This is a genomic window from Aurantiacibacter marinus, from assembly GCF_001021555.1.
In the GTDB taxonomy this organism is placed as follows: domain Bacteria; phylum Pseudomonadota; class Alphaproteobacteria; order Sphingomonadales; family Sphingomonadaceae; genus Alteraurantiacibacter; species Alteraurantiacibacter marinus.
Window position 1 is genome coordinate 148652 of record NZ_LDCP01000001.1, and the last position, 22079, is coordinate 170730.

The window sequence follows — 22079 nt, forward strand, 5'->3', positions numbered from 1 at the left end:
AGCGCCAGATATGCCGATGTCAGTCCCGCTTGCGGAACAGCAAAGTCATGCGGTCGGTTTCGCCAATGGCTTCATAGCGGGCGCGGTCCTGGTCGCCGTACCGCAGTGTTGGCGGCAGGGTCCACACGCCGCCTTCCCAGTCTGCCGTGTCGCTCGGGTTGGCATTGACTTCAGACGTTTCGACAAGTTCGAAACCGTGCAGTTCGAACAGACGGATCACGTCCGACTGGCGCATGTAGCCGCGAGAGCCGCGTGCGGCTTCGTAGCTGGCATCTTCGGGGGCGCGGTGCTGGACCACGCCGACCATGCCATCATCGGCCAGCAGCGTGCGAATGGCGCGCAGCTCTGCATCGGCGGCATTGCCGTTCATCAGGCCGTGGATGGAGCGAAACACCAATACGCGGTCCACCGTGCCTGCCACGTCGGCGGGAATTTCATCGCTTTCGAATGCGCTGACATTGCCCATCGCAGCCATGCCGTTTTCGGTCGCTGCGGCCATGAACTGTTCGGCCCAAGTGGCTGCGCCCTCTTCACGAGCGCCAGTGTCACGCTGCAACGCCATATATGCGCCTTGCGGAGCGACATAGGGCAGCAGCACACGGGTATACCAACCGCCGCCGGGGCCATACTCGGCCACGCGCATCGTTGGTTCTACCTGGAAGAAAGCCAGCGTTTCGGCGGGATGGCGATATTGATCGCGGGCAGCATCATCGGCGCGCGATTCCATTGCCAGAATGTCTTCGATGGAATGATGATGCTCATGTTCATGAGCGGCGGCAGGCGCAGCCAGCACAAATGCTGCGGCGGCAAGAAGGGGGGTAATACGCATCGGAGTTCTCCCAGTGTAAGATGTTGGCGCAAACCACTACAGACCATTGGCGGGATGACAAGACGTGCCTTGGTCCCCATCTCACCTGCAAAGGAGAATAGGGTTATGAGTGAAACAGTAATTGTTGCCGGCGGCTGCTTCTGGTGCACAGAAGCGGTGTTCAAGGATGTGATCGGCGTCGAAAGCGTCGAAAGCGGATATATCGGCGGCGATGTGGCGGACCCGACATACAAGCAGGTGTGCACCGGCACTACAGGCCATGCCGAAGGCGTAAAGGTCACATTCGATCCGGCACAGGTGAGCATGCCCGAAATCTTCGACATGTTTCTTGGCACGCATGATCCGACCCAGCTGAACCGTCAGGGCGGCGATGTCGGCACGCAGTATCGCAGCGCCATCTTCCCGCTGTCAGACGAGCAGCGCACCGAGGCCGAAGCAGCGATTGCCCGCTGGAATGACAGCCATGACGGAACCGCTGTGACCACCATCGAAGGCCCCGCCACATGGTATCCGGCGGAAGGCTACCACCAGGAATACTGGGAAGGCGAAGGCCAGCGCAATCCATATTGCATGGCGGTGATCCCGCCCAAGCTGATGAAGCTGCGCAAGAGCTTTGCTGGCAAGGTGAAACAGGGCTGATCCGCGGCCAGTTTCCAATCGGGTCTTGTCAATCGAACCTCTTATGGTAGCGCTATCATTCCGGTTGGAATTGTTCGGGGAGATAGGCAGATGCGGCGTTACGGACTGATATTAACAGGTGCATTTCTGGCTGCGGCAAACGCTGGGCCTGCACTGGCCGATCCTGCCCCGACGGCGCGTTTCGACTATGTCGATTATCATGCCTTGAATAAAGCGGAAGCCCTGGAACCCCGGCAATTCCGAAACCCGGTACTGCCGGGGTTTCATCCTGATCCATCCATCGTGCAAGTGGGCGATGATTTCTACGTTGTCACCTCGACTTTCGCGTGGTTTCCGGGGCTGCCGGTATTCCATTCCCGTGATCTGGTGAACTGGCGGCAAGTGGGCAACGCAATCGACCGACCAGGCCAGGTCGATTTTGCGGGCCTTGGGACCAATCGCGGCCTGTTCGCCCCTGCCATTGCACATGATGGAAGCCGCTTCTGGATTGCCAACACCTGCATCGAGTGCGGCAACAATTTCGTGATCACCGCTGATGATCCGGCAGGCCCGTGGAGTAATCCCAAGTGGCTCGACTTTGGCGGCATCGATCCCTCGCTGTACTTCGAAGATGACCGCGCGTGGATTGTCTATAACGATGCTCCGCCCGGTGATCCCCTGTACGAGGGCCACCGTGCACTTTGGCTGCAAGAGCTTGATCTGGTGACGATGCAGATGATGCCGCGCCGCACGCTGCTTGTGAACGGCGGCCTTGATCTGGCGGACCAGCCGGTCTGGGCAGAAGGCCCACACATCTACCGCGTCGATGGCTGGTATTATCTGCTGGCTGCCGAAGGCGGTACAGCAGACCAGCATTCGCAAACGATCTACCGCTCGCGTGCATTGGAAGGGCCATACGAAGCTGGACCGCTCAATCCGATCCTGACTCAGCGCGGCCTTTCCCCTGAAAGGCCAGACCGGGTGGAAGCGACCGGTCATGCCGATTTCGTGCAGCTCGCCGATGGCAGCTGGTGGGGCGTATTTCTGGCGACGCGGCCGTTCGCTGGCCAATCGACCTTGCTGGGACGCGAAACTTTCCTGTTGCCTGTCAGATGGGAGGATGGCTGGCCCTATTTCCTTCGTCCCGGCGAAGCTGTTCCGCCGGTCATAGGGGCACCGGACCTGCCAGCATCTGCCGGCACCGACTGGTCCGCGTGGCGCGACGAATTCGATGCTGATGCGCTGGGATTGGAATGGATCGGTATCCGCACGCCGGCAGCCGTACAACGTGCCGCTTTGCTGGATGGCACCCTGCAACTCGTGCCAGGTTCGGATGGCCCGGGCTCCCTTGGCAAACCGGCATTCGTCGGCCGCAGGATGCGCCACCATGAAGCGCAGTTTGAAACACAGGTGGATTTCGCGCCCACCGATCAGGGCCAGCAGGCCGGACTTCTCGCTTTTGTGGACGAAAGCCACTTCCTGTCGGTCGGGGTCGAACTTGACGAAGGAGAGCGTTTGGTGACCGTCCGTCGCCGCGCTGGTGAGGATGAGCCAGAGGAGGGCGTCGTTGTCGCCAGCCGCATGGTCCCTTCGGCCGGCCCGGTAGGCCTGCGCCTGCGTTTCGAACAGGGCACAGTCCATGCACAGCTGGAGACAGGCGGCGTTTGGCAGCAGGTCGGAGACGCAATCCACGTCGAACCGCTCGCGTCGGTCTACGCCGGTTTGTTCACCGGGCTGGTGGTAGGCCCCTATGCGGTCGGCGGCGACTGAGCAGCGGCGGTTCCAGTCCGGCCAGCTGGATCAACCCTTGAACCGCGCCAGGAAGAACCCGTCCATCCCGCCGTGTTCGGCAAGCAGTCCGGGATGTGTGCGAAGCCAACCTTCGGGCGTTGGCCGAAGTCCTGCGGGCAATTCTTCCGCTACAATCGGATCGGGCGTCAATTCGCATTTGGCTGCGATATCTTCGCCCTCTTCGTGTTCCAGCGAACAGACTGCGTAAACTAGCCTTCCGCCGGGCGCGAGCCAGTTCACGGCGCGCTCCAGCAACTGCGTTTGCAGCACTGCCATCGCTTCAATCTGGCGCGGACCGATACGGTGGATCACGTCCGGATTGCGGCGGCACGTGCCCGTGGCGGTGCAAGGCGCGTCGAGCAGGATGGCATCGAACAATTCGTCCGGCTCCCACCCCATGGCATCGGCTTCCACGATATCAGCAGAAAGGCCAGTGCGTGTGAGATTCTGACGCAGGCGCTCCAACCGGCGCGATGAATTGTCGAGCGCGGTCACATTCCAACCGGCAGCGGCGAGTTGCAATGTCTTGCCACCCGGCGCGGCGCACAGGTCCAGCACTTTGCGTCCTTCGCCTGCACCCAGCAATCGAACGGGAAGCGAAGCGGCCAGATCCTGCACCCACCACGCGCCATCATCGTAACCGGGCAGGTCTTCGACCCGCGTCCCGCGCGGCAAGCGGCGATGCAGCGGCGCAAGGCTTGGCCCCTCAAGGCCCTCGCCCGCATCTTCCGACCGCAGTGTCAGGTCGAGCGATGGCGGCTGCGCAAGACCTCCCGCAATCGCCTCCGCCCGCTCGCCCCAACGCTCCGCCACTTCGGGCGGCAGCGTTGGCACATCGGGCAGCTTGGCCTCGGCCCGCGTCAGGGTTGCAAAAACGCCGTGCGCCAGCCGCTTCGGACCACCAGCAAGCAGTGGCAAGGCAGTCGCCACAATTGCATGCGGCGGTGTTTCCAGCCGCAGCCATTGGGCAAGCATCATACGCAGCACCATGCGCGGCTTGGCATCGTCAGGCAATTCCTTGGCAGTAACGCCATCGATCAGCGCATCGAGATCGACCAGCCAGCGCAGCACTTCGCCCGATATGGCGCGGGCCAGTGCACGGTCGGCGAAGCTGGGCAGGCCATTGGCAGCACCGCCCGCCTGTTCCAGCGTTTCACCGCGCCGCAGCACGGCATCGAGCATCTTGAGCGCAGCCTTGCGCGCACCACTTCCGGGGATCGTTTCCATACGCCTGGCCCTTAAGGCCAGTTGCGCCCGAGCGCCAGCCGCCCCATGTTACACACATGACAAAACGCGCAACCAAGCGGCCTGAAGGCTTCGAGAAGCCCGCCCACTGGACCAATGATCCGGTCCCCACGCCGGAAAAAGGCGAAGTGAACGAAAAACTCAGCCCCACCCGCTACGGTGACTGGGTGCACAAGGGCATCGCAATCGATTTCTAGTCCGACCCATGGCTATCCGGGTCGGTATGCTCCGGCGCGGGTCCGAAAATCTTGGTCCAGTCGACTTTCAGCATCACGGCCAGGCCCCCCAGCAGGAAAATTTGCAGGGCAATGCCCCACGGACTGGTGAGCGAGGCGCGGAAGATATCACCGATATCAGTGTATTGGTCGGCCAGTTGCGCGGTTCCGGCATAAAAGCTGTAGGACACCAGCCTCCCGGCGAAAAATGCGAGGGTGAACGGAAAAATACGCACGCCCGCAAGGCCGACGGCGGCGAATTGCTGGGCCGAGGGTAAGGGCGAGACAGCAAAGAACACCAGTGCGAGCCAACTGTGATGGGGACGGCGTTCGAAAGCAGCGCGGGCCGCAGCGAGGCTTTTCTGGGTCTTCTCTGAAACCCTGCTGGCGAGCAGGCGAAATCCATGGGCGAGAATATAACGTCCTGAGGACGAAGCCAGCGCCGCTGTCACCACCAGACCCGGTAAAGGCAGATCGCTGGTGAGGCCATAAAATACGATGATCGCCCAAGTCGGCGGGCCAAACGCGGGCAGCAGGTTTACGCCGAATACGATCGCAAAAAGAATGAGATATTCCTGCATCGGCGTAGCGAACCTCCCGTTACATCCAGCCGGCGAGTTCCCGCCGCACGATCGCCTCGATCATGTCCATGCTCGTCTCGCGGGCGTTGAGGCATTCCAGCACTGCAAATTGTTCGCCGCCGCCTTCGACAAATTCTTCGCGGCCCTGCATCGCCAGTTCTTCCAGCGTTTCCAGACAATCGGCGGAAAAGCCCGGCGCAACGATGGCCATGCGCTTCGTGCCTTTCTCGGCCTCTGCGATAATCGTATCGTCGGTGGCGGGCTCCAGCCATTTGGCGGGGCCAAAGCGGCTTTGGAAGGTCGCCTGGATGCGAATGTCGGGCCGCGCCAGTTCGGCCGTCAACAGACGCGCGGTCTTCTGGCAGTGGCAGTGATAGGGATCACCCAGCCCGAGCGTGCGCAGCGGCATCCCGTGGAAGCTGAGCAGCAGCACTTCGGGCGTGAAATCCAGCGCATCCAGCTGCGCGCCGATATCCTTCGCCAGTGCTGCAATATACAACGGATCATCATGATATGGCGGCATGGTCCGCATCGCCGGCTGCCAGCGCTGTTCACGCAGCCAGTCGCCCACCTTGTCCACCACCGTGGCAGAGGTCGCCGCGCAATATTGTGGATACATTGGCGCCAGCAGAATGCGTTCGCACCCGGCGGCTTTCATCGCGTCCAGTTTTGGGCCGATGGACGGTTCGCCATATCGCATGGCCCATTCGACCATCACGCTGTCGCCAAAGCGCGGTTGCAACCTTTCCGCCTGATCGCAGGTTATGAAAGCCAGCGGGGAGCCTTTTTCTGTCCACACTTCCTTATAGGCAGCGGCGCTTTTCTTGGGCCGTGTGGTCAGGATAATGCCGCGCAGGATAGGTTGCCAGATAACAGACGGGATCTCGATCACGCGTTTATCGGACAGAAATTCTGCCAGATAGCGCCGCACGGGGCCTGTCTCGGGCGCCTCAGGCGTGCCGAGATTCACCAGCAACACGCCGATTCGTCCGGTCTTCACAGGGGGGTGATCGGCCGGAAGATGCTGTTCCTGCCCTGAAAAGGCGCCTGAAGTGGGGTCTGTCATGGCGAGGCCGATAGCAGCGGCAGGCGGCGAAGGCGAAGGCCTGTTGCACTAAAAAACGCATTGGCGACTGCCGGGGCCACTGGCGGGACCCCGATTTCACCCGGATCGAAGGGTTCGTCTGCGCTCTGGACAAGCTCCACGGTAATTTCTGGGCAGTCGGCCAAGGTAGGCAGGCCCAGCGCGGCAAGGCGTTGATGCGTGGGCAGGCCTTCGGCATATTCCGTGGCGCTGCCCAAAGCCAGGCCGAGGCCGAAAACCAATCCGCCTTCGATCTGCTGCAAGGCGATGTCGCGGTTCACGATGCGGCCAATGTTTACAGCTGCAAATATCCGCCGCACACGCACGCCGCCTTCGCCCGCGCTGGCTTGCGCGATGACAGCGATGCGGCCTGTCGCCCCGCCCGCGTCCATCCGGTGACATGCCAGTCCCTGCCCGCTGCCGCTGATACCGCCATCCCATTCCGCCAGCCGCGCGGCGCGTTGCAGCACATCCACCATCGGCGCATCCTGCCCGAGCATGGCAATGCGGTAGCTCAGGGGTTCGCGTTCATGCCGCACCGCGATTTCGTCGACGAAGCTTTCACGGAAAAAACAGGTGTAACTATGCGCGCCGCCGCGCATGCGGGCGGTCGGCAGATCGAGCGTTACGGGGATATGTTCCACGAACATGTCCGGGATGCCGTAACTCTGCATCATTCCTTCCACCGCCATCGGGTCCGCGTCGCCCGCGACCGCGTCGATCGCGGCCCAGCTGGTCGAATTGGCGAACAGCCGGCGTCCGAATTCAGGCATGGTAGAAGGCGCTGCAATACGTGCACGCAGGCACTTGATAGAGCCTTCCTGCATCAGTTCTGCACCCATCAAAGCAGCAATCGGCGGACGCGGATAGCTGGCGAGATGTTCCTGCCAGCGCGACCATGTCAGTTGCACCGGACGGCCTGCCTCGCGCGCAAGCAACGCGACTTCGATGGCCACCTGATTGTCCAGCCGCCGGTCAAAACTTCCGCCCGCCGCTACCGGATAAAGCACGACATTACCGGACGAAATTCCCAGCGCCCTGGCTGCCGCTTCACGCGCCGCTTCAGGGGCCTGTGTCGGCAGCCACATCTCCAGCACCCCATCGCTGAGCCGCGCAGTAGCGGTCGTGGTTTCGAGCGGAGCGTGCAGCGCCGGGGCGACATCATATCGCAGCGCGAAGTCCGGCGTATAATCAGTGCCACCCGTTCCGCGCGTCTCGGTGAAGGCAGGCGTGCCGCGCCGCACAGCATCATCCAGCGCGGCAACAATTTCTTCGCTTTCCACGCTCCGGCTGACAGCAAAGCGTGGGGCAATACGCCGCAGAGCTTCTTCGGCCGCCCACCAATTGTCGGCCAGTGCCGCCAACCAGCGCTTCCCGCGCACCAGTTTGATCAGCCCCTGCTGTCCGGAAGCCAGGCTGGCATCGAAATCCAGCAGAGTGGACTCGTCCATCGGGCCATGGCGAATGGCGGCGTGAACCATATCGGGCAGGCGCACGTCGGCGGCGAAGATGTAGCTTCCGTCGACCTTGCTGGGCAGGTCGAGCCTGGGCCAGTCGAGCAATCGTTCGCCGGCCTCTTCTTCGCCGATAACCAGCAAATTTTCGGCTGGCGCTTCGGGACGTAAGGCCGGCAGGTCCGGAGGATCAAAGCGCGCCGCATCCAGCGCAAGTTCGGCAAAGCTGGCACGGTTTTCATCGTTATAAATGAACCCGTTTTCTGCCGTGCACTGTTCCCAATCGACGCCCCAGCGTTCCGCCGCCGCCATAGCCAATACGGCGCGCGCAGAGGCACCGGCATCGCGGCAGGCGGCCTCATACGCAGCGAGCTGTGTGCCTTCTGCAGTCACGGTAAAGCGATTGTCCTGCGCCCAGCGTTCCAGCAGCAGATCACCGGGCTCGTCTGCCAGCGCGGGGATCAGCGGCCTCCATAAAGGGGCCCAGCGCGCCGCCAGCGGAATATTGGCGTAGGCACCGTTGACGGGTGCAGGCTCGACCGCAATCTGCCGCCAATCGGCGCCCAGTTCCATCGCCACGATCTGCGGCAGAACGGTGGTCACGCCTTGCCCCATTTCGAGCTGCGGCACGGCCACGGTGACCACGCCGTCATCTGCGATCTTCAACCAGGCGTCGAAGGCGATTTCGCCCGGTCCCGGGTCCAGCGGATTGTCGAAATTGCGCGGCAACAGGCTCCACGCCACGAGCAGTCCGCCGCCTACCGCTGCACCGACCAGCACGCCGCGCCGAGAGATATTCATCGGCGCGCCCTCATCCGGCGTGTTCCAGCCAATCTTTCAAGCGCGCAGCAATCTGCGTGAAAGGTGCGCCCACTTCGCTGGTGCCCGCGGCAGGCGGCTGTCCGCCATCGCTTGCCGTGCGGATTTCCATCGCGAGCGGAACCCGGCCCAAAAACGGCACGTCGATATCCTTCGCCGCACTTTCGGCCCCGCCATGGCCGAACGGCTCGCTTGCCTCTCCGCAATGGGGGCAGAGGTATCCCGCCATATTCTCGACAATTCCGACAATCGGGATCTTGGCCTGTTGGAACAGATCAATTGCGCGGGTAGCGTCAATCAAAGCGAGATCCTGCGGTGTAGAAATCACCACTGCGCCCGCAGGCTTGAACTTCTGCATCATCGTCAATTGCACATCGCCCGTGCCCGGCGGCATATCGACCAGCAGTAGTTCGGTCTCGCCCCAGTCCGCTTCCATCAACTGGCCCAGCGCGCTGCCAACCATCGGTCCGCGCCATGCAATGGCCTTGCCCGGTTCTACCAGCTGCCCCATCGACACGAACTTCACGCCGAAATCGCTGTCATGCGGGATCAGCGTCTGACCTTCGGCGCGCAGCTTGCTGCCCTTGCCATTCAGCAAGGTCGCCTGCGATGGCCCGTAAATATCGGCATCGACCACGCCGACCTTCATCCCCATTTTGGCAAGCGCTACGGCCAGATTGGCCGTCAGCGTCGATTTGCCGACACCGCCCTTGCCCGATCCCACGGCAATGATCCGCCGCGGAGCCTTGTCCGCCATCAGCGCCACGCGCACTTCGGACACGCCTTCAACCAGAGAGGCGGCCTCTGACAGCTCACGTTGCAACTGCGCTGCCGCTGACCGGCCAAGCCCGCTGGCATCGGCCACGATCGTTGCCACGCCTTCGCGCAAAGTGACGGAACGAACGGTTGCGGAAAGCTCGGCAGGAATAGCTGCCCGAATGGCTGTATCAGAGGTCATAGACCCGCGTGCTAGCGGCTCTGCAACGCGCGGTCAGCAATTTTGCGCTGCGAAACCCCTGTTTTTTGTCAAACGGCTACCTATAGAAGAGTGCATGGAACGATTGGGCGGATTTATCGAGAGATTTGGGCTGGCTATGGCTGGCAAGCGCAACCCGTGGGGAAAACCCACTGGCGACGGTGGTCGCGGTGGCGGCAATGACGGAGGCGGCGGCGATGGCTCCGATGGTGACGATACGTCTCCATCCGGCAGCGATGGCCCCCGGAACCCGTGGCTGCCCGGAGGCGGGAGCGGTGACAATGGCGCCAAGAATGGTGAGCGCCCGCGCCGTTCGGCCAATATAGAAGACATCTTCCGCAATCGCGGACCCGAAGGCCCGCGCCGCGGTGGCAGCGGCGGCGGCGGCCCGAACTTCCGCATGCCGGAGCGTCCTGGCGGCGGCAGCTGGTTCCCGATTGCGATGATCGCAATTGTTGCCGTGTGGGTTGCCACCACATCGGTGCACTTTATCCAGCCGCGCGAACAAGGCGTGGTAACGTGGATGGGCGGGCAATATTCCCGTACTCTCAATCCCGGTACCGAATTTACCGCTCCCTTCCCGTTCCAGACTGTCAACGTTCTGGATGTGAGCGAAATCAGACTGGAAGAAATCGGTGCGGGCGGTGAAAACCTCATCCTGACCGGTGACCAGAACCTCGTCGATCTCAGCTATCTGGTGCGGTGGAACATCAAGGATCTGGTGCAATATCAGTTCGAACTGGGTGATCCCATCGAAACCGTGCAGGAAGTTGCTGAATCAGCGATGCGCGAATCCATTGCCGAAACCAATCTGGACACGGTCCTGTCCGGTTCCGGCCGTGCTCAGGTGGAAAGCCGCGTACGCCAGCGCATGCAGTCAATCCTTGATGCCTATGATGCCGGTATCGCCGTGCAGGGTGTCGAAATTGCCCGGACAGAAGCGCCACAGCAGGTGATCGAAGCGTTCAACGATGTGCTTGCCGCACGTCAGAACGCCGAGCAGCTGATGAACGATGCACGTCGGTACGAACAACAAATGCTCGCCCAGGCGCAGGGTTCGGCAGCGGAGTTCAACGAAATCTACGGGCAATACCGTCTCGCACCAGAGGTGACACGGCGACGCCTGTATTATGAAACCATGGAAACCGTGCTGCGCGGGACCGACAAGACAATTATCGAAGCCGATGGTGTAACCCCTTATCTGCCGCTTCCCGAAGTTCAGCGACGCGCGCAGAACAGCAGGTCTGCAATCACCGTGACACCGCAGGAAGGCCAGTAAAATGGAACAGATCTGGCAAAACCATAAATTGACGGTGATTGCCGTGCTGGTGGCAATCATTGCCGCGCTCAGCACGATAGTGATTGTCCCTGAAACACATCAGGCAGTGAAGATCCGGACGGGTGAACCGGTTTCGGTCATCAACCGTTTCGATCCTTCGCAGACTTTCGGTCAGACAGGTGCCGGCCTTACGTATCGCATTCCGGTAATCGAACGCATCCAGATGGTCGACCGCCGCATTCTCGATCTTGATATGGAGAATGAAACGGTACTGTCGAATGACCAGCAGCGTCTCGAAGTGAACGCTTATGCACGTTACCGCATTTATAATCCGGTCCTGTTCGTCGAACGCGTGGGCAGCGAAGAACGGCTGCAGACACAGCTGGCACAGATTCTCACTTCGGTGCTGCGTCAGGAGCTTGGCCGGCGGACCTTCGCCAGCCTTCTGACCGCCGAACGCGGCAATGCGATGACCAACATTCGCGATTCGCTCGACACGCAGGCGCGGCAATATGGTGCGCAGATCCTTGATGTGCGGATCAAACGGGCCGATCTTCCCGAAGGTACTCCGCTGAATGCGGCCTTCACCCGAATGGTTTCGGAACGGCAGGAAGAGGCCGAGACGATCCGTGCGGGCGGGCGGCGCGATGCGCAGATCATTCGTGCAGAAGCAGAAGCCGAAGCTGCGCAGATTTATGCCGAGGCTTATAACCAGGACCCGCAGTTCTACGATTTCTTCCGCGCCATGCAGAGCTATCGCACAACCTTTGGCCCTGCTCGCGAAGGCGAAGATGCCGGTCAAAGCTCCATCGTGATGGACGGCGATAATGAATATCTGCGGCAGTTCCGCGGCGGCCGATAGGTCTCCGACTACAGCTGTCGTTAAAGCATGGTTCAGCCGCCTTGCGCTGCAAAGGACCTGGGACGGATACAGATTTGAACAAAGAGGATAACAAGGACGTGAAGCCAGTGCGCTATTCCTACGCTATCACCTCAGCCCTGCTTGTTGGCGGCGCTGCTGTTTCGCTTATCACCGGCAACCCGGCTGGAGCCCAGGTGGCCCAGAACGACCGCATCCAGATGGACAATGTCGTCCCGAGCGCCGGAGCACCTGCCAGTTTTGCCGATCTGACCGAGCAATTGCAGCCTGCGGTGGTCAACATCTCGACCAGGCAGACAGTAACGGTAGAGCAGCAGGCCAACCCCTTTGCCGGCACGCCGTTCGGCCAGTTCTTCGGGCGCCGTCAGCAACAGCAACAGGCGCCCTCTGCCCCGCAGACACGCGAAGCGACTTCGCTGGGTTCCGGCTTCCTCGTTTCAGCGGATGGCTATGTCGTAACGAACAATCACGTTGTTTCGCCGGACGCGCGAGCGACCTTGGAAGAGGTCACCGTTACCCTGCCCGATGGCACGGAATATGAAGCCGAGCTGATCGGCACAGATGCCGCGAGCGATCTCGCCGTCCTGAAAATCACGCGCGCAGAGCCGTTTCCCTTCGTCCGCTTCGGCAATTCCAGCCAGGCCCGCGTGGGTGACTGGGTGATCGCCATCGGCAATCCGTTCGGCCTTGGCGGCACAGTAACCAGCGGGATCGTTTCCAGTGTGCTGCGCAACGTCGGCTCCGGCGCGTATGATCGCTTCCTGCAAACAGATGCGGCGATCAATCGCGGCAATTCGGGCGGCCCTCTGTTCGACATGCAGGGCAATGTGATCGGCATCAACAATGCCATCCTGTCACCATCGGGCGGCAGCGTCGGAATTGGTCTGGCGATCCCGGCCGAGGTTGCAGAGCCAATCGTCAACCAGCTGATCGCAGGCGAAGAAATCCAGCGTGGTTATCTGGGTGTTCAAATCCAGCCGGTGAATGAAGATATCGCCGACGCGCTGGGTATCGCGAAGAACCGCGGCGAACTGGTGCAGATGGTCCAGCCGGACCAGCCTGCGCAGCAAGCTGGCCTGCGTTCGGGCGATGTGGTGCTTTCGGTCAATGGCGAAGACATCACGCCCGACCGGACCTTGTCGTTCATTGTTGCCAATATCGCGCCCGGTACAACTGTGCCAGTGACCTACATCCGCGATGGCGAACGCCGCCGTACGAACGTGACCGTGGGCCGCCGCCCGAGCGAACAAGAGCTCGCGCAGCAGCAGATGTTCAATGATGACGACGAGCCGGACAGCGGCATGACGCCGGGCGATTCGAGCAGTCTGGTCGAGAGTGCTCTGGGCATTCAGGCCATCCCGATCGATGCAACCATCGCCCGCCAGCTTGGCGTCCCATCCGATACGCAGGGCCTTGCCATCACCGGTGTGGACGGCAATTCCGATGCGGCAAGGCGCGGGCTTTCACGCGGGGTTATGATCCTGAGCGCCAACAGCCGGGCGGTTCCGACCCTGGAAGCACTGGAGGAGGTTATTGCCGATGCGCGCGCTGCGGGCCGCAATGCAGTTCTCCTGCGGGTGCAGGCGCGCCGCGGCCAGCCCCAGCTTGTTCCTGTTCGTCTCAACGACGAATAGAGAAACCGGCCTTTTCGAAAAAGCGCCCGGCGCCGCCCATGCGGTTTGCCGGGCGTTTTCGTTTGTGGGCAAGCGTGGTGATCAAGGCTGAGGCCCCCGCGATCACAGGCCAGCTGCGAACCTCTGGTTAAAACCGCTGTTCGTTGATCAGATCATCGGCCATGCGGCGTTGCCGGGGCTGGTCTCTCGGCAAGTCCTGCCCGGTCGCCTGCTCCAGAAAATCATCGCTCGCGGCCTGCGGAGGCTTCTGCGGGCTTTGTCCGCCAGCAGGCCGATTGGGACTGCGGGTGCCGCCACGCTGTTCATCCATCCCGCGCGGATCGAGCGGATCACGGCGGATATCGCTGCCTTCGCCTTCCACGTCGAAACCTTCGTCCCGCGCACGATTGGTGCGACCCGGCTCGACCAGATTGCCCTGCTCGTCGATGTAGTAATAATAATCGCCTTCCTCGCCGTAATACAGCTCATCGTCAGGCTCCAACTCCCAGTCCGGCAGCTTGAGATCGGTATCGAATTCCTCCACCGGGCGATCCCGCACGGCGTATCGCATATAGGCAGCAAACGCGCGCGCCGGCGCAGTGCCGCCCTGCAAGCCTGCAACACGGCCATTATCGTCACGCCCCATCCAGACGCCGGTGGTGACGCCACTGGAAAAGCCGACGAAATAGCCGTCGCGGCTGGAATTGGTCGTGCCGGTCTTGCCCGCCACCGGCCTGCCGATCTGCGCCGCGCGGCCCGTGCCGGTGGCCACAGCGGTTTGCAGCAGATCGGTGATTCCGGCCGCCACGTAATCGGGCACAAGGCGGTAGCTGCGGGCATTGGAGTGGCGGTATATTTCCTCACCATCAGGCGTGGTCACGCGCAAGATACCGTAAGGCTCAACCGATTGGCCACCTGCAGAAACGGCGGCATAGGCCCGGGCCATATCGATCAGCCGAACTTCGGAAGACCCCAGTGTCATCGAAGGGACGGTGGCAATCGGCGTCGTGATGCCGAAACGCCGTGCCATGCTGGCAACGTTGGAGAAGCCCACTTCATTACCAAGCTGCGCCGCAACCGAGTTCTTGGAATAGGCGAATGCCGTGCGCACATCGATCTGGCCGGCATAATTGCCGCCGGAATTGCGCGGACTCCAGCCGTCGATGGTGACGGGCACGTCCTGCACATTATCGTCAGGCGTATAACCTGCCTCCAGCGCCGCCAGATAAACGAACAGCTTGAAGGATGATCCGGGCTGACGCATCGCATCGGTCGCGCGGTTGTAATTGCTGGTTACGTAATCTGTACCGCCGACCAAAGCCAGAATCGCCCCGTCCCGGTCCAGACTGACCAGCGCACCCTGCGCCCCCTCCGGCGCATTGCTTTGCACAGAAGCAGTGGCCGCACGCTGCATCCCGACATCGATCGTGGTCCAGACCTCGATCGGTTCGAACGTGCCGTTTGGCAGCAACAGATCAAGCTGGGGAAGCGCCCAATCGGTGAAATAGCGGATCGAATTCTGGCCCATCTCCTCGCGCAGATTGACAGCCTCTACATTCACCTCGCGCGCCACTGCGGGATCAAGGCCGCCATAACGCACCATCTGCCCGATCACGACATTGGCGCGGCCAACCGCGGCCTCGACATCGGCAGTGGGTGAATATCGGCTGGGCGCTTTTACAAGACCGGCGATGATCGCGGCTTCTTCCAGGCTGAGAGTCGTTGCAGAATGGCTGAAGAATTTGCGGCTCGCGCTGTCGATGCCGTATGCGCCGCCGCCGAAATAGACCTTGTTGAGATAAAGTTCGAGAATCTCGTCCTTGGTAAAATTCCACTCCAGCGCCATCGCCAGCACGGCCTCGCGCGCCTTGCGGCCCATCGTGCGGTTCGAATTGAGGAATACGTTGCGGGCCAGCTGCTGCGTGATGGTGGAGGTCGCACTGACCTGCCGGTCCTCGGCCGCGGCATTGTATACCGCACGCGCCAGCCCCATCGGGTCCACACCGAAATGGGAATAATAACGATGGTCTTCTACAGAGACCATCGCATCCTTCATTACCTGCGGAATCTCATCGGCATCCAGCCATTGGCCATAGCTTGGCCCAAGCTCGACGATCTCGGATCCGTCGCGGGCGCGCACCAGAATGGTCTGGCCATTCTGGCTCTGCTTGAGCTCTGCATAAGACGGCATGGATTGCGCGGCGAAATACACCGAAGTGAACAGGCCAATCGCACCAAGGATAGCGAGCAACAACCCGCCCACGGTCAGACGCTTGGTCCAACGCCAAATCCCGGCCTTCCAGCCGCGCGGAGCCGTATCCCGCATTTTTTGTGTGCTGGAGCGAGTGCCCCGACGTTTGGCCATCAGCCCTTATATTCCTGCAACTGGACGCTTCGCGCGCCCCTGCCACCCTGTGAAGAGCCACATTGTATAAGGCAAATATAATAAGGCGTGAACGGCCATCGCGCTCAATCGCCTGCTTTATCCTCCGGTTCGAACGCGAGCGACGCACTGTTGATGCAATACCGCAGGCCTTCGGGGCCTGGTCCATCGGGAAAAACGTGGCCGAGATGGCCTTCGCAGGCTGCGCACACAACTTCGGTGCGGACCATGCCGAGGCTTTCATCCTGATGCACGTCGACTGCATCGGCAGATGTGGGATCGGTAAAGCTGGGCCAGCCCGAACCGCTGTTATACTTCGTGTCGCTTTCAAACACAGGCAGACCGCAGCCAGCGCATTTGTAGATGCCCGCTGCCTTGTTCTTTTCGTACTTGCCGGTGAAAGCCCGCTCCGTCCCGGCTTCGCGCAAGACGTGGTATTGTTCCGGTGTCAGCTTTTCGCGCCACTGCGCTTCGGTGAGTTCGACTTTGTCTGGCATAATATTCTCCTCAAGCGCCGGCGGGGCCATCCGGCCCCTTGGCTTTCCTCGCTTTCGGGCAGGCAAGCTGCCCACGCTGCGGGCGGCCATTCGGCCTCGCGGTCGCTGCACGACCGTTTGGGCGAGCTATCTATCGTGTCTGTGTATATCGGTTTGCGGCCAGCAAACCGCAAGGCCGCCCAAACCCGGCTTGCCGTGAGAATCAATCATTCACGTCCGCATAGTGCTTTGGCGGAGGCAGGCCATCCATCTTCTGGCGCAGTAGCGGGCCGAAACTTGGGCGACTTTTCATCACCCGGTACCATTCATGCGCACTGGTATGGTCGGACCAGTCCATATCACCCAGGTAATCGACCACGGAAATCTGCGCAGCCGCGGCAAAATCGGCGAGGCTCAACTGTTCACCTGCCAGCCACCGGCGATTGTCCACCAGCCAGTCGATGTAATCGAGATATTCGTGCAGCAGCCGTGATGTTTCGCGCAAGGTCTTGCTGTCGGGCGACTGCCGCAGAACCAGCCGCTTGCGCATCTTTTCATGCAGCAATGGCCCGGTGATATCGCCGAAAAAACTTTCATCGAACAAAGCGACCAGCCGCCGCACTTCCGCGCGCGCGCGGGCCGATCCAAGGATCAGCGGGCGTTCCGCCACTGTCTCTTCCAGATATTCGCAAATCGCCTGACTGTCGATCAGTGCCCAATTGCGCACCGAATCGTGCAGCACGGGCACGCGGCCAGCAGGATTCAGGCGACGGAATTCTTCGCCCGCATCCCACGGATACAGCGTGATCGGATCATAGGCGATCGACTTTTCGCCCAGGACGAGCTGCACCTTGCGGCTGAAAGGACAGAGCGGGAAATGATAGAGGTGCCACATGGTTGGCTGACGCTATTGCCTCAACGGCGCGCGGCGGTCCAGCATCTCAATTCAGTAATGCAATCAGTGCTGTTTATTCGGCGCGTTCTGCCGACAATGTTTCAGGCAGCATTTCGGGCAAGCGATCGGCCAATTCGCGCAATTGCGGAAGCATCCCTTGGAGTGCGCCTGCCATGCCAGCCAGCGCCGTCATCATTTCAGGCAACCGCTGTGCTACCTGCTGCGGAGCGTCCCGGCCTTCCATACCGACAAGATCGCGCACCCGCGCATCGGGATCGATCGCCGGACCACCCTCTCCCGTCGCTTCTGAAGCGGCCTGCGCCAGAGTACCAACGGGCAGTTCCATCAGCACACCGACCAGAGCAGCGGCAGTCAGCGCCACCTGGTCCTGCGTAGCTGGATCTTCCAGAGCTTCCGCAACTGCCGCCATAGGCGCTTCCCCGGCAGCTTGCGCAAAGGCCGGCGTGGATGCGGCCCCGAAAAACAGGGCCACGGTGATCAAGGGCAAACGCATCGCGTCAGTCTCCAGCAATAGCGGTGTTGTGCATTTGTCGCACGAGCCGGATGAGCCGCCGGTGAATGCCTATTCGGCGGGCAAAAGCCCCAGGCACGCGGGCATCACATCGTCAATTGTGCCATTGTCCCGCAATTGCTGCGCTTCGGCGGACAGCGCGGCCGAAATCTGCGCGCGGTCAAGCTCGGCCTCGTCCATAACCTGCGCGCTGGCACGAACGAAAAATTCCTGCCCGCGCTCCGCCATGGCGGGGTAACGCAGCGCGCCTGCCTGCCCGTTTACTTGCCCGTTCGCGGTCAAGGCAAATGCGGCTGAACACCGCACCAGCATCCGGTGCTCCAGACTGAGGGAGGGTGCATCCTCCCGCGAAGCACTATCCTGCGGGACAGCTTCCTGAGGAATTGCAAGAAGGGCAAGAAAGGGGGCGAGCAGGGGCACAAGCAGCGTCATGCCCTGATCTATAGCAGAACGATCTGAACGCTGGCTTCACGAATATTCCCGCGCACAAGGAAATACCTTGAAGCCCGGCGGGCCGATGCGGATATGGGCGGCAACAGGAGACTTTATGACCGATTATCCCACGCTCCACTTGTTGATTGATGGCGAGCAGCATTCCGGCGACGGACGCAAGACCGAAGATGTTATCAATCCGGCAACCGAAGAAGTGCTCGGCACGCTTCCCCATGCGACGCCTGCCGATCTGGACCGCGCGCTGGAAGCGGCGCAGCGCGGCTTTCACGAATGGCGGCGGACCTCGGCGGACAAGCGCGCTTCCATCCTGACCAAGGCCGCAGGCCTGATCCGGGAACGGGCGAAGGAAATTGGCGAAACGCTTTGCCTGGAACAGGGCAAGCCAGTTGCCGAAGGGCGCGGCGAAGCGAGCTATTCAGCCAATCTGCTGGAATTTTACGCACAGGAATGCAAGCGCATCTATGGCCGCACGCTGGTGCGCGGCGAAGGTGCGCGTGCCGAAGTGCAATATCACCCCGTCGGCCCCATCGCAGGCTTCGCTCCGTGGAATTTTCCCGCGATCAATGTGATGCGCAAGATCGGCGGCGCGCTGGCAGCGGGCTGTTCCGTGATCGTCAAGCCGAGCGAAGAAACACCTGCATCCGGCATCGCCGTGGTGCAGGCCCTGCTCGATTCCGGCGTTCCCGGCGGCGTAGTGCAATGCGTGTTCGGTGTGCCGAGTGATGTGAGCGAGCAATTGATCGGCTCCCCCATCATCCGCAAAATCACTTTCACCGGCTCCACCCCGGTGGGCAAGCAATTGGCGAAGATGGCTGCAGACGATCTCAAGATCGCCACCATGGAACTGGGCGGACATGGTCCGGTGCTGGTGTTTAACGATAGTGATTTGACCAAAGTGCTCGACACGATGGTTGCGAACAAATTCCGCAATGCCGGCCAGGTTTGCGTCAGCCCCACCCGCTTCCTAATCGAAGAAGACATTTTCGATAAATTCCGGGACGGCTTTGTGGAACGCGCCAAGGCTTTGACGGTCGGCAATGGCATGGACAAGGGCACCGATATGGGCCCGATGGCGAATGCCCGCGGGCTCGACAATATCGCCAAGCTGATCGCCAATGCGCAGGACAAGGGCGCAAACCTGCTGACCGGCGGAGAGCGGATCGGCAATCAGGGCTTCTTCTTCCAACCTACCGTGCTGAGCGAAGTGCCGCTTGATTCCGATATCATGAACAATGAACCTTTCGGCCCCGTCGCCATCCTCAATGCGATGCCCGGCGAAGCTGCGATGATCGAAGAAGCGAACCGCCTGCCATACGGCCTAGCAGCATATGCATGGACAAATGATCCCGCACGCCGCCGCCGCCTTGCCGCAGAGGTGGAGGCCGGAATGCTGGCGATTAACACCGGCGGCGTGTCCACCGTCGATGCGCCGTTTGGCGGGGTCAAATGGTCGGGATACGGCAGCGAGGATGGCCGCGAAGGCGTGATGGCCTGCATGGTCGTAAAGGCCATTCACGAGGGCTGACCTGCACCATCCACGCTTGCCAACGGCCCGGCCCGCTGCCACGCTTTCATCAAGAAATAGCTGGGGGGGCATATGAGCATTCGCAAACACATCATCGCCGTCGTTCTGCTGGCGGGCGCGTCAGCCTGCGCGCAAGCCGATACTGAAACTGCAGAAGCGGGTGCGGGTGACCTGCCGCAATGGACGCTGGAGGATGTAAGCCTCTTCCCAGCAGACGGGTCGCTTCTCCATGCAGAGGATGGGGTCGTCCTGCCGGATGGTCGCCTGCTGGTCGGCGATGCAGAACATGGCCTCGTCACACTGGCAGAGGATGGCACGAAGACCCCTTTCGGCAATTTCGCAGCTGCCGGGTTCATCGTCGGACCTGCAGCGGGCTGGAGCAATCCTAACGGCGTCGCGCTGGAGCCGGACGGAATCCACGTGCTTGTCGCAGATATTGTGGAAGGCAAGATTTTCCGCGCGAACACGCAAACTGGCGATGTAGAACTGGTTTTCGATCATGAATTCGGGGTCAACACAGCCGTCGCCGATAGCTCCGGCGCAATCTGGTTCACCCAGTCCACCCGCAATGGCAGCGGGCCAGATTCGCAGACACGCATGTGGCAGGCGGTGGACAAAGTTCTGAACGACGGCGCGCTTTACCGTCTCGCCAGAGATGCCGATGACGCCTGGCAAGCCAGCGAAGTCGTTGGCGGCCTTGATTTCGGGAATGGAGTAGCGCTCGATGAAAGCCGCGGGGTTGTTTACGTGGCCCAAACGATGGCAAATCTCGTGGACATAATCCCGGTGGACTTCGCCAGCGGTAACTTGAACGGGGCGCGGTCCACTTTCAACGTGTTCTCGCCGGACAATCTGGAGGTGGACTCAGACGGTAATATCTGGGTAGCGCAGCCGCTTACGAACCAGGTATCGGTAATCAATCCTGATAGCGGAACCGTGCAGCCTGTCTTCACGCCAACGCCGGAGAATACCCAAAATGTGGAAGGCGAATTTTTGCGCAGACGTGCCGCAGGTGAACCAGTAACGCCCATGCTGAACGAAGATCTGTATCGGCCGATGCCCGGCATTCTGACCGGTGTCATCCTGTCACCCGGCGGCGGTACGGTTTACGTCAGCAACCTTGGCAACGCATTGGTCCGCCTCGATCGCTGAAGCGTCCATCGCAACAGTATTGGCGCGATCTCAGCAAAGTGGCACGCTGGTGAATTGCAGCAAGACACAGAACGCAATCATCGGTGGCAAGACGGTCCCGATATGCATATCAGTCAACCTCACGCTCAGCCGGAGCTGAGCCGCCCTCACTTCCAAGGATCTGCAATATATGAAGACCCGTGCCGCCGTCGCTTTTGAACCGAAGAAGCCGCTGGAAATTGTGGAGCTTGATCTGGAAGGCCCGAAGGCGGGGGAAGTGCTGGTCGAAATCATGGCGACGGGCATCTGCCATACCGATGCCTACACGCTGGACGGGCTCGACAGCGAGGGCCTGTTTCCCAGCGTTCTGGGCCATGAAGGCGCAGGTATTGTGCGCGAAGTGGGTGCGGGCGTCACCAGTGTTTCACCGGGCGATCATGTGATCCCGCTCTACACGCCCGAATGCCGCCAGTGCAAAATGTGCCTGAGCGGGAAGACCAATCTTTGCAGTGCGATCAGGGAAACACAGGGCAAGGGCCTGATGCCCGACGGGACCAGCCGATTCTCCTACAAAGGCGAGACGATCTACCACTACATGGGCTGTTCCACCTTTTCGAATTTCACCGTGCTGCCCGAGATCGCGCTTGCGAAAATCCGCACCGACGCGCCGTTTGAAACCTCTTGCTACATCGGTTGCGGCGTGACGACAGGCGTGGGCGCGGTGGTGAACACGGCCAAGGTTCAGCCGGGCGATAATGTGGTTGTGTTCGGCCTTGGCGGCATCGGCCTGAACGTCATTCAGGGCGCACGAATGGCAGGCGCAGACCGGATCGTTGGCGTCGATCTCAACCCGGCCAAGAAGGAATGGGGCGAGAAGTTTGGCATGACCGACTTCGTCAACCCGAAGGACACCGCAGATGTGGTCGCACATCTGGTTGAGCTGCTCGACGGCGGGGCGGATTACTCCTTCGATTGCACCGGCAATACCGACGTCATGCGTCAGGCGCTGGAATGCTGCCACAAGGGCTGGGGCACTTCCATCATCATCGGCGTGGCGGAGGCCGGCAAGGAAATCGCCACCCGCCCGTTCCAGCTGGTCACAGGCCGCAACTGGCGCGGGACGGCATTTGGCGGGGCCAAGGGCCGCACGGATGTTCCCAAGATCGTCGATTGGTATATGAACGGGAAGATTGCCATCGACCCGATGATCACCCACACGCTGACGCTGGAAGACATCAACAAAGGCTTCGACCTGATGCATTCAGGGGAAAGCATCCGCAGCGTCGTCATTTTTTAGGAG

General features: G+C 61.1%; 20 protein-coding genes. 9 read left to right on the forward strand and 11 right to left on the reverse strand.

The window, feature by feature from the left end; translation table 11 throughout:
- Window positions 1-19: 19 nt before the first annotated feature.
- A complete protein-coding gene (locus AB731_RS00715; RefSeq protein ID WP_047092839.1) occupies window positions 20-829 on the reverse strand; it encodes a class I SAM-dependent methyltransferase in 810 nt (269 codons plus the stop codon).
- Between the two features lie 105 nt (window positions 830-934).
- On the opposite strand from AB731_RS00715, the gene msrA reads away from it, so the two are divergent.
- Window positions 935-1468, forward strand: coding sequence for a peptide-methionine (S)-S-oxide reductase MsrA (gene msrA, locus AB731_RS00720; RefSeq protein WP_047092838.1), 534 nt, complete (start codon window positions 935-937; stop codon window positions 1466-1468).
- Window positions 1469-1558: 90 nt separating this feature from the next.
- Window positions 1559-3217, forward strand: coding sequence for a glycoside hydrolase family 43 protein (locus AB731_RS00725; protein WP_047092837.1), 1659 nt, complete (start codon window positions 1559-1561; stop codon window positions 3215-3217).
- Between the two features lie 30 nt (window positions 3218-3247).
- On the opposite strand, the gene AB731_RS00730 is transcribed toward AB731_RS00725, so the two are convergent.
- Window positions 3248-4465, reverse strand: coding sequence for an RsmB/NOP family class I SAM-dependent RNA methyltransferase (locus AB731_RS00730; RefSeq protein WP_047092836.1), 1218 nt, complete (start codon window positions 4463-4465; stop codon window positions 3248-3250).
- A gap of 56 nt (window positions 4466-4521) precedes the next feature.
- On the opposite strand from AB731_RS00730, the gene AB731_RS13725 reads away from it, so the two are divergent.
- Window positions 4522-4680 (forward strand): DUF1674 domain-containing protein, encoded by a 159-nt coding sequence (locus AB731_RS13725; RefSeq protein ID WP_064971801.1) that lies wholly within the window; start codon window positions 4522-4524, stop codon window positions 4678-4680.
- Here the strand turns inward: AB731_RS13725 and AB731_RS00735 are convergent.
- The 4 genes from AB731_RS00735 to AB731_RS00750 are packed head-to-tail and all read right to left on the reverse strand — an operon-like array spanning window position 4677 to window position 9594.
- Complete coding sequence (locus tag AB731_RS00735; RefSeq protein WP_047092835.1) at window positions 4677-5279, reverse strand: hypothetical protein; 603 nt, start codon at window positions 5277-5279, stop codon at window positions 4677-4679. The genes AB731_RS13725 and AB731_RS00735 overlap by 4 nt on opposite strands.
- A gap of 19 nt (window positions 5280-5298) precedes the next feature.
- Window positions 5299-6345, reverse strand: coding sequence for a ferrochelatase (gene hemH / locus AB731_RS00740; protein WP_047092834.1), 1047 nt, complete (start codon window positions 6343-6345; stop codon window positions 5299-5301).
- On the reverse strand, window positions 6342-8618 hold the full coding sequence (locus tag AB731_RS00745) for a molybdopterin cofactor-binding domain-containing protein (protein ID WP_047092833.1): 2277 nt from the start codon (window positions 8616-8618) through the stop codon (window positions 6342-6344). The genes hemH and AB731_RS00745 overlap by 4 nt, the downstream gene beginning before the upstream one ends.
- Window positions 8619-8628: 10 nt before the next feature.
- Window positions 8629-9594, reverse strand: coding sequence for an Mrp/NBP35 family ATP-binding protein (locus AB731_RS00750; protein WP_047092832.1), 966 nt, complete (start codon window positions 9592-9594; stop codon window positions 8629-8631).
- A gap of 94 nt (window positions 9595-9688) precedes the next feature.
- Here AB731_RS00750 and hflK point away from each other — a divergent pair, with 94 nt between their 5' ends.
- The 3 genes from hflK (at window position 9689) to AB731_RS00765 (ending at window position 13405) form a co-directional block, all read left to right on the forward strand.
- Window positions 9689-10891: a protease modulator HflK gene (gene hflK, locus AB731_RS00755; RefSeq protein ID WP_231638795.1), complete on the forward strand. Its 1203-nt coding sequence runs from the start codon at window positions 9689-9691 to the stop codon at window positions 10889-10891.
- A gap of 1 nt (window position 10892) precedes the next feature.
- Window positions 10893-11753, forward strand: coding sequence for a protease modulator HflC (gene hflC, locus AB731_RS00760; protein ID WP_047092830.1), 861 nt, complete (start codon window positions 10893-10895; stop codon window positions 11751-11753).
- Window positions 11754-11827: 74 nt separating this feature from the next.
- A complete protein-coding gene (locus tag AB731_RS00765; protein ID WP_231638796.1) occupies window positions 11828-13405 on the forward strand; it encodes a Do family serine endopeptidase in 1578 nt (525 codons plus the stop codon).
- Window positions 13406-13532: 127 nt separating this feature from the next.
- On the opposite strand, the gene AB731_RS00770 is transcribed toward AB731_RS00765, so the two are convergent.
- From AB731_RS00770 to AB731_RS00790, 5 genes are all read right to left on the reverse strand, one after another.
- Window positions 13533-15749: a transglycosylase domain-containing protein gene (locus tag AB731_RS00770; RefSeq protein WP_082126299.1), complete on the reverse strand. Its 2217-nt coding sequence runs from the start codon at window positions 15747-15749 to the stop codon at window positions 13533-13535.
- A 104-nt stretch (window positions 15750-15853) separates the two neighbouring features.
- Window positions 15854-16264 (reverse strand): peptide-methionine (R)-S-oxide reductase MsrB, encoded by a 411-nt coding sequence (gene msrB, locus AB731_RS00775; RefSeq protein ID WP_047093193.1) that lies wholly within the window; start codon window positions 16262-16264, stop codon window positions 15854-15856.
- Between the two features lie 202 nt (window positions 16265-16466).
- Window positions 16467-17138 (reverse strand): glutathione S-transferase family protein, encoded by a 672-nt coding sequence (locus AB731_RS00780; protein ID WP_047092828.1) that lies wholly within the window; start codon window positions 17136-17138, stop codon window positions 16467-16469.
- A 73-nt stretch (window positions 17139-17211) separates the two neighbouring features.
- Window positions 17212-17652 (reverse strand): hypothetical protein, encoded by a 441-nt coding sequence (locus AB731_RS00785; protein WP_047092827.1) that lies wholly within the window; start codon window positions 17650-17652, stop codon window positions 17212-17214.
- A gap of 69 nt (window positions 17653-17721) precedes the next feature.
- Window positions 17722-18102, reverse strand: coding sequence for a hypothetical protein (locus AB731_RS00790; RefSeq protein WP_052768915.1), 381 nt, complete (start codon window positions 18100-18102; stop codon window positions 17722-17724).
- 115 nt (window positions 18103-18217) lie between these two features.
- Here AB731_RS00790 and AB731_RS00795 point away from each other — a divergent pair, with 115 nt between their 5' ends.
- The 3 genes from AB731_RS00795 to AB731_RS00805 all read left to right on the forward strand — a co-directional run bounded on the left by AB731_RS00795 (window position 18218) and on the right by AB731_RS00805 (window position 22076).
- Entirely contained in the window at window positions 18218-19648 is a 1431-nt protein-coding gene (locus AB731_RS00795) for an NAD-dependent succinate-semialdehyde dehydrogenase (protein ID WP_047092826.1), read from the forward strand.
- Between the two features lie 72 nt (window positions 19649-19720).
- Complete coding sequence (locus AB731_RS00800) at window positions 19721-20800, forward strand: SMP-30/gluconolactonase/LRE family protein (protein WP_047092825.1); 1080 nt, start codon at window positions 19721-19723, stop codon at window positions 20798-20800.
- 169 nt (window positions 20801-20969) lie between these two features.
- Window positions 20970-22076, forward strand: a complete 1107-nt coding sequence (locus AB731_RS00805; RefSeq protein WP_047092824.1) for an S-(hydroxymethyl)glutathione dehydrogenase/class III alcohol dehydrogenase — start codon at window positions 20970-20972, stop codon at window positions 22074-22076.
- Window positions 22077-22079: the final 3 nt, after the last annotated feature.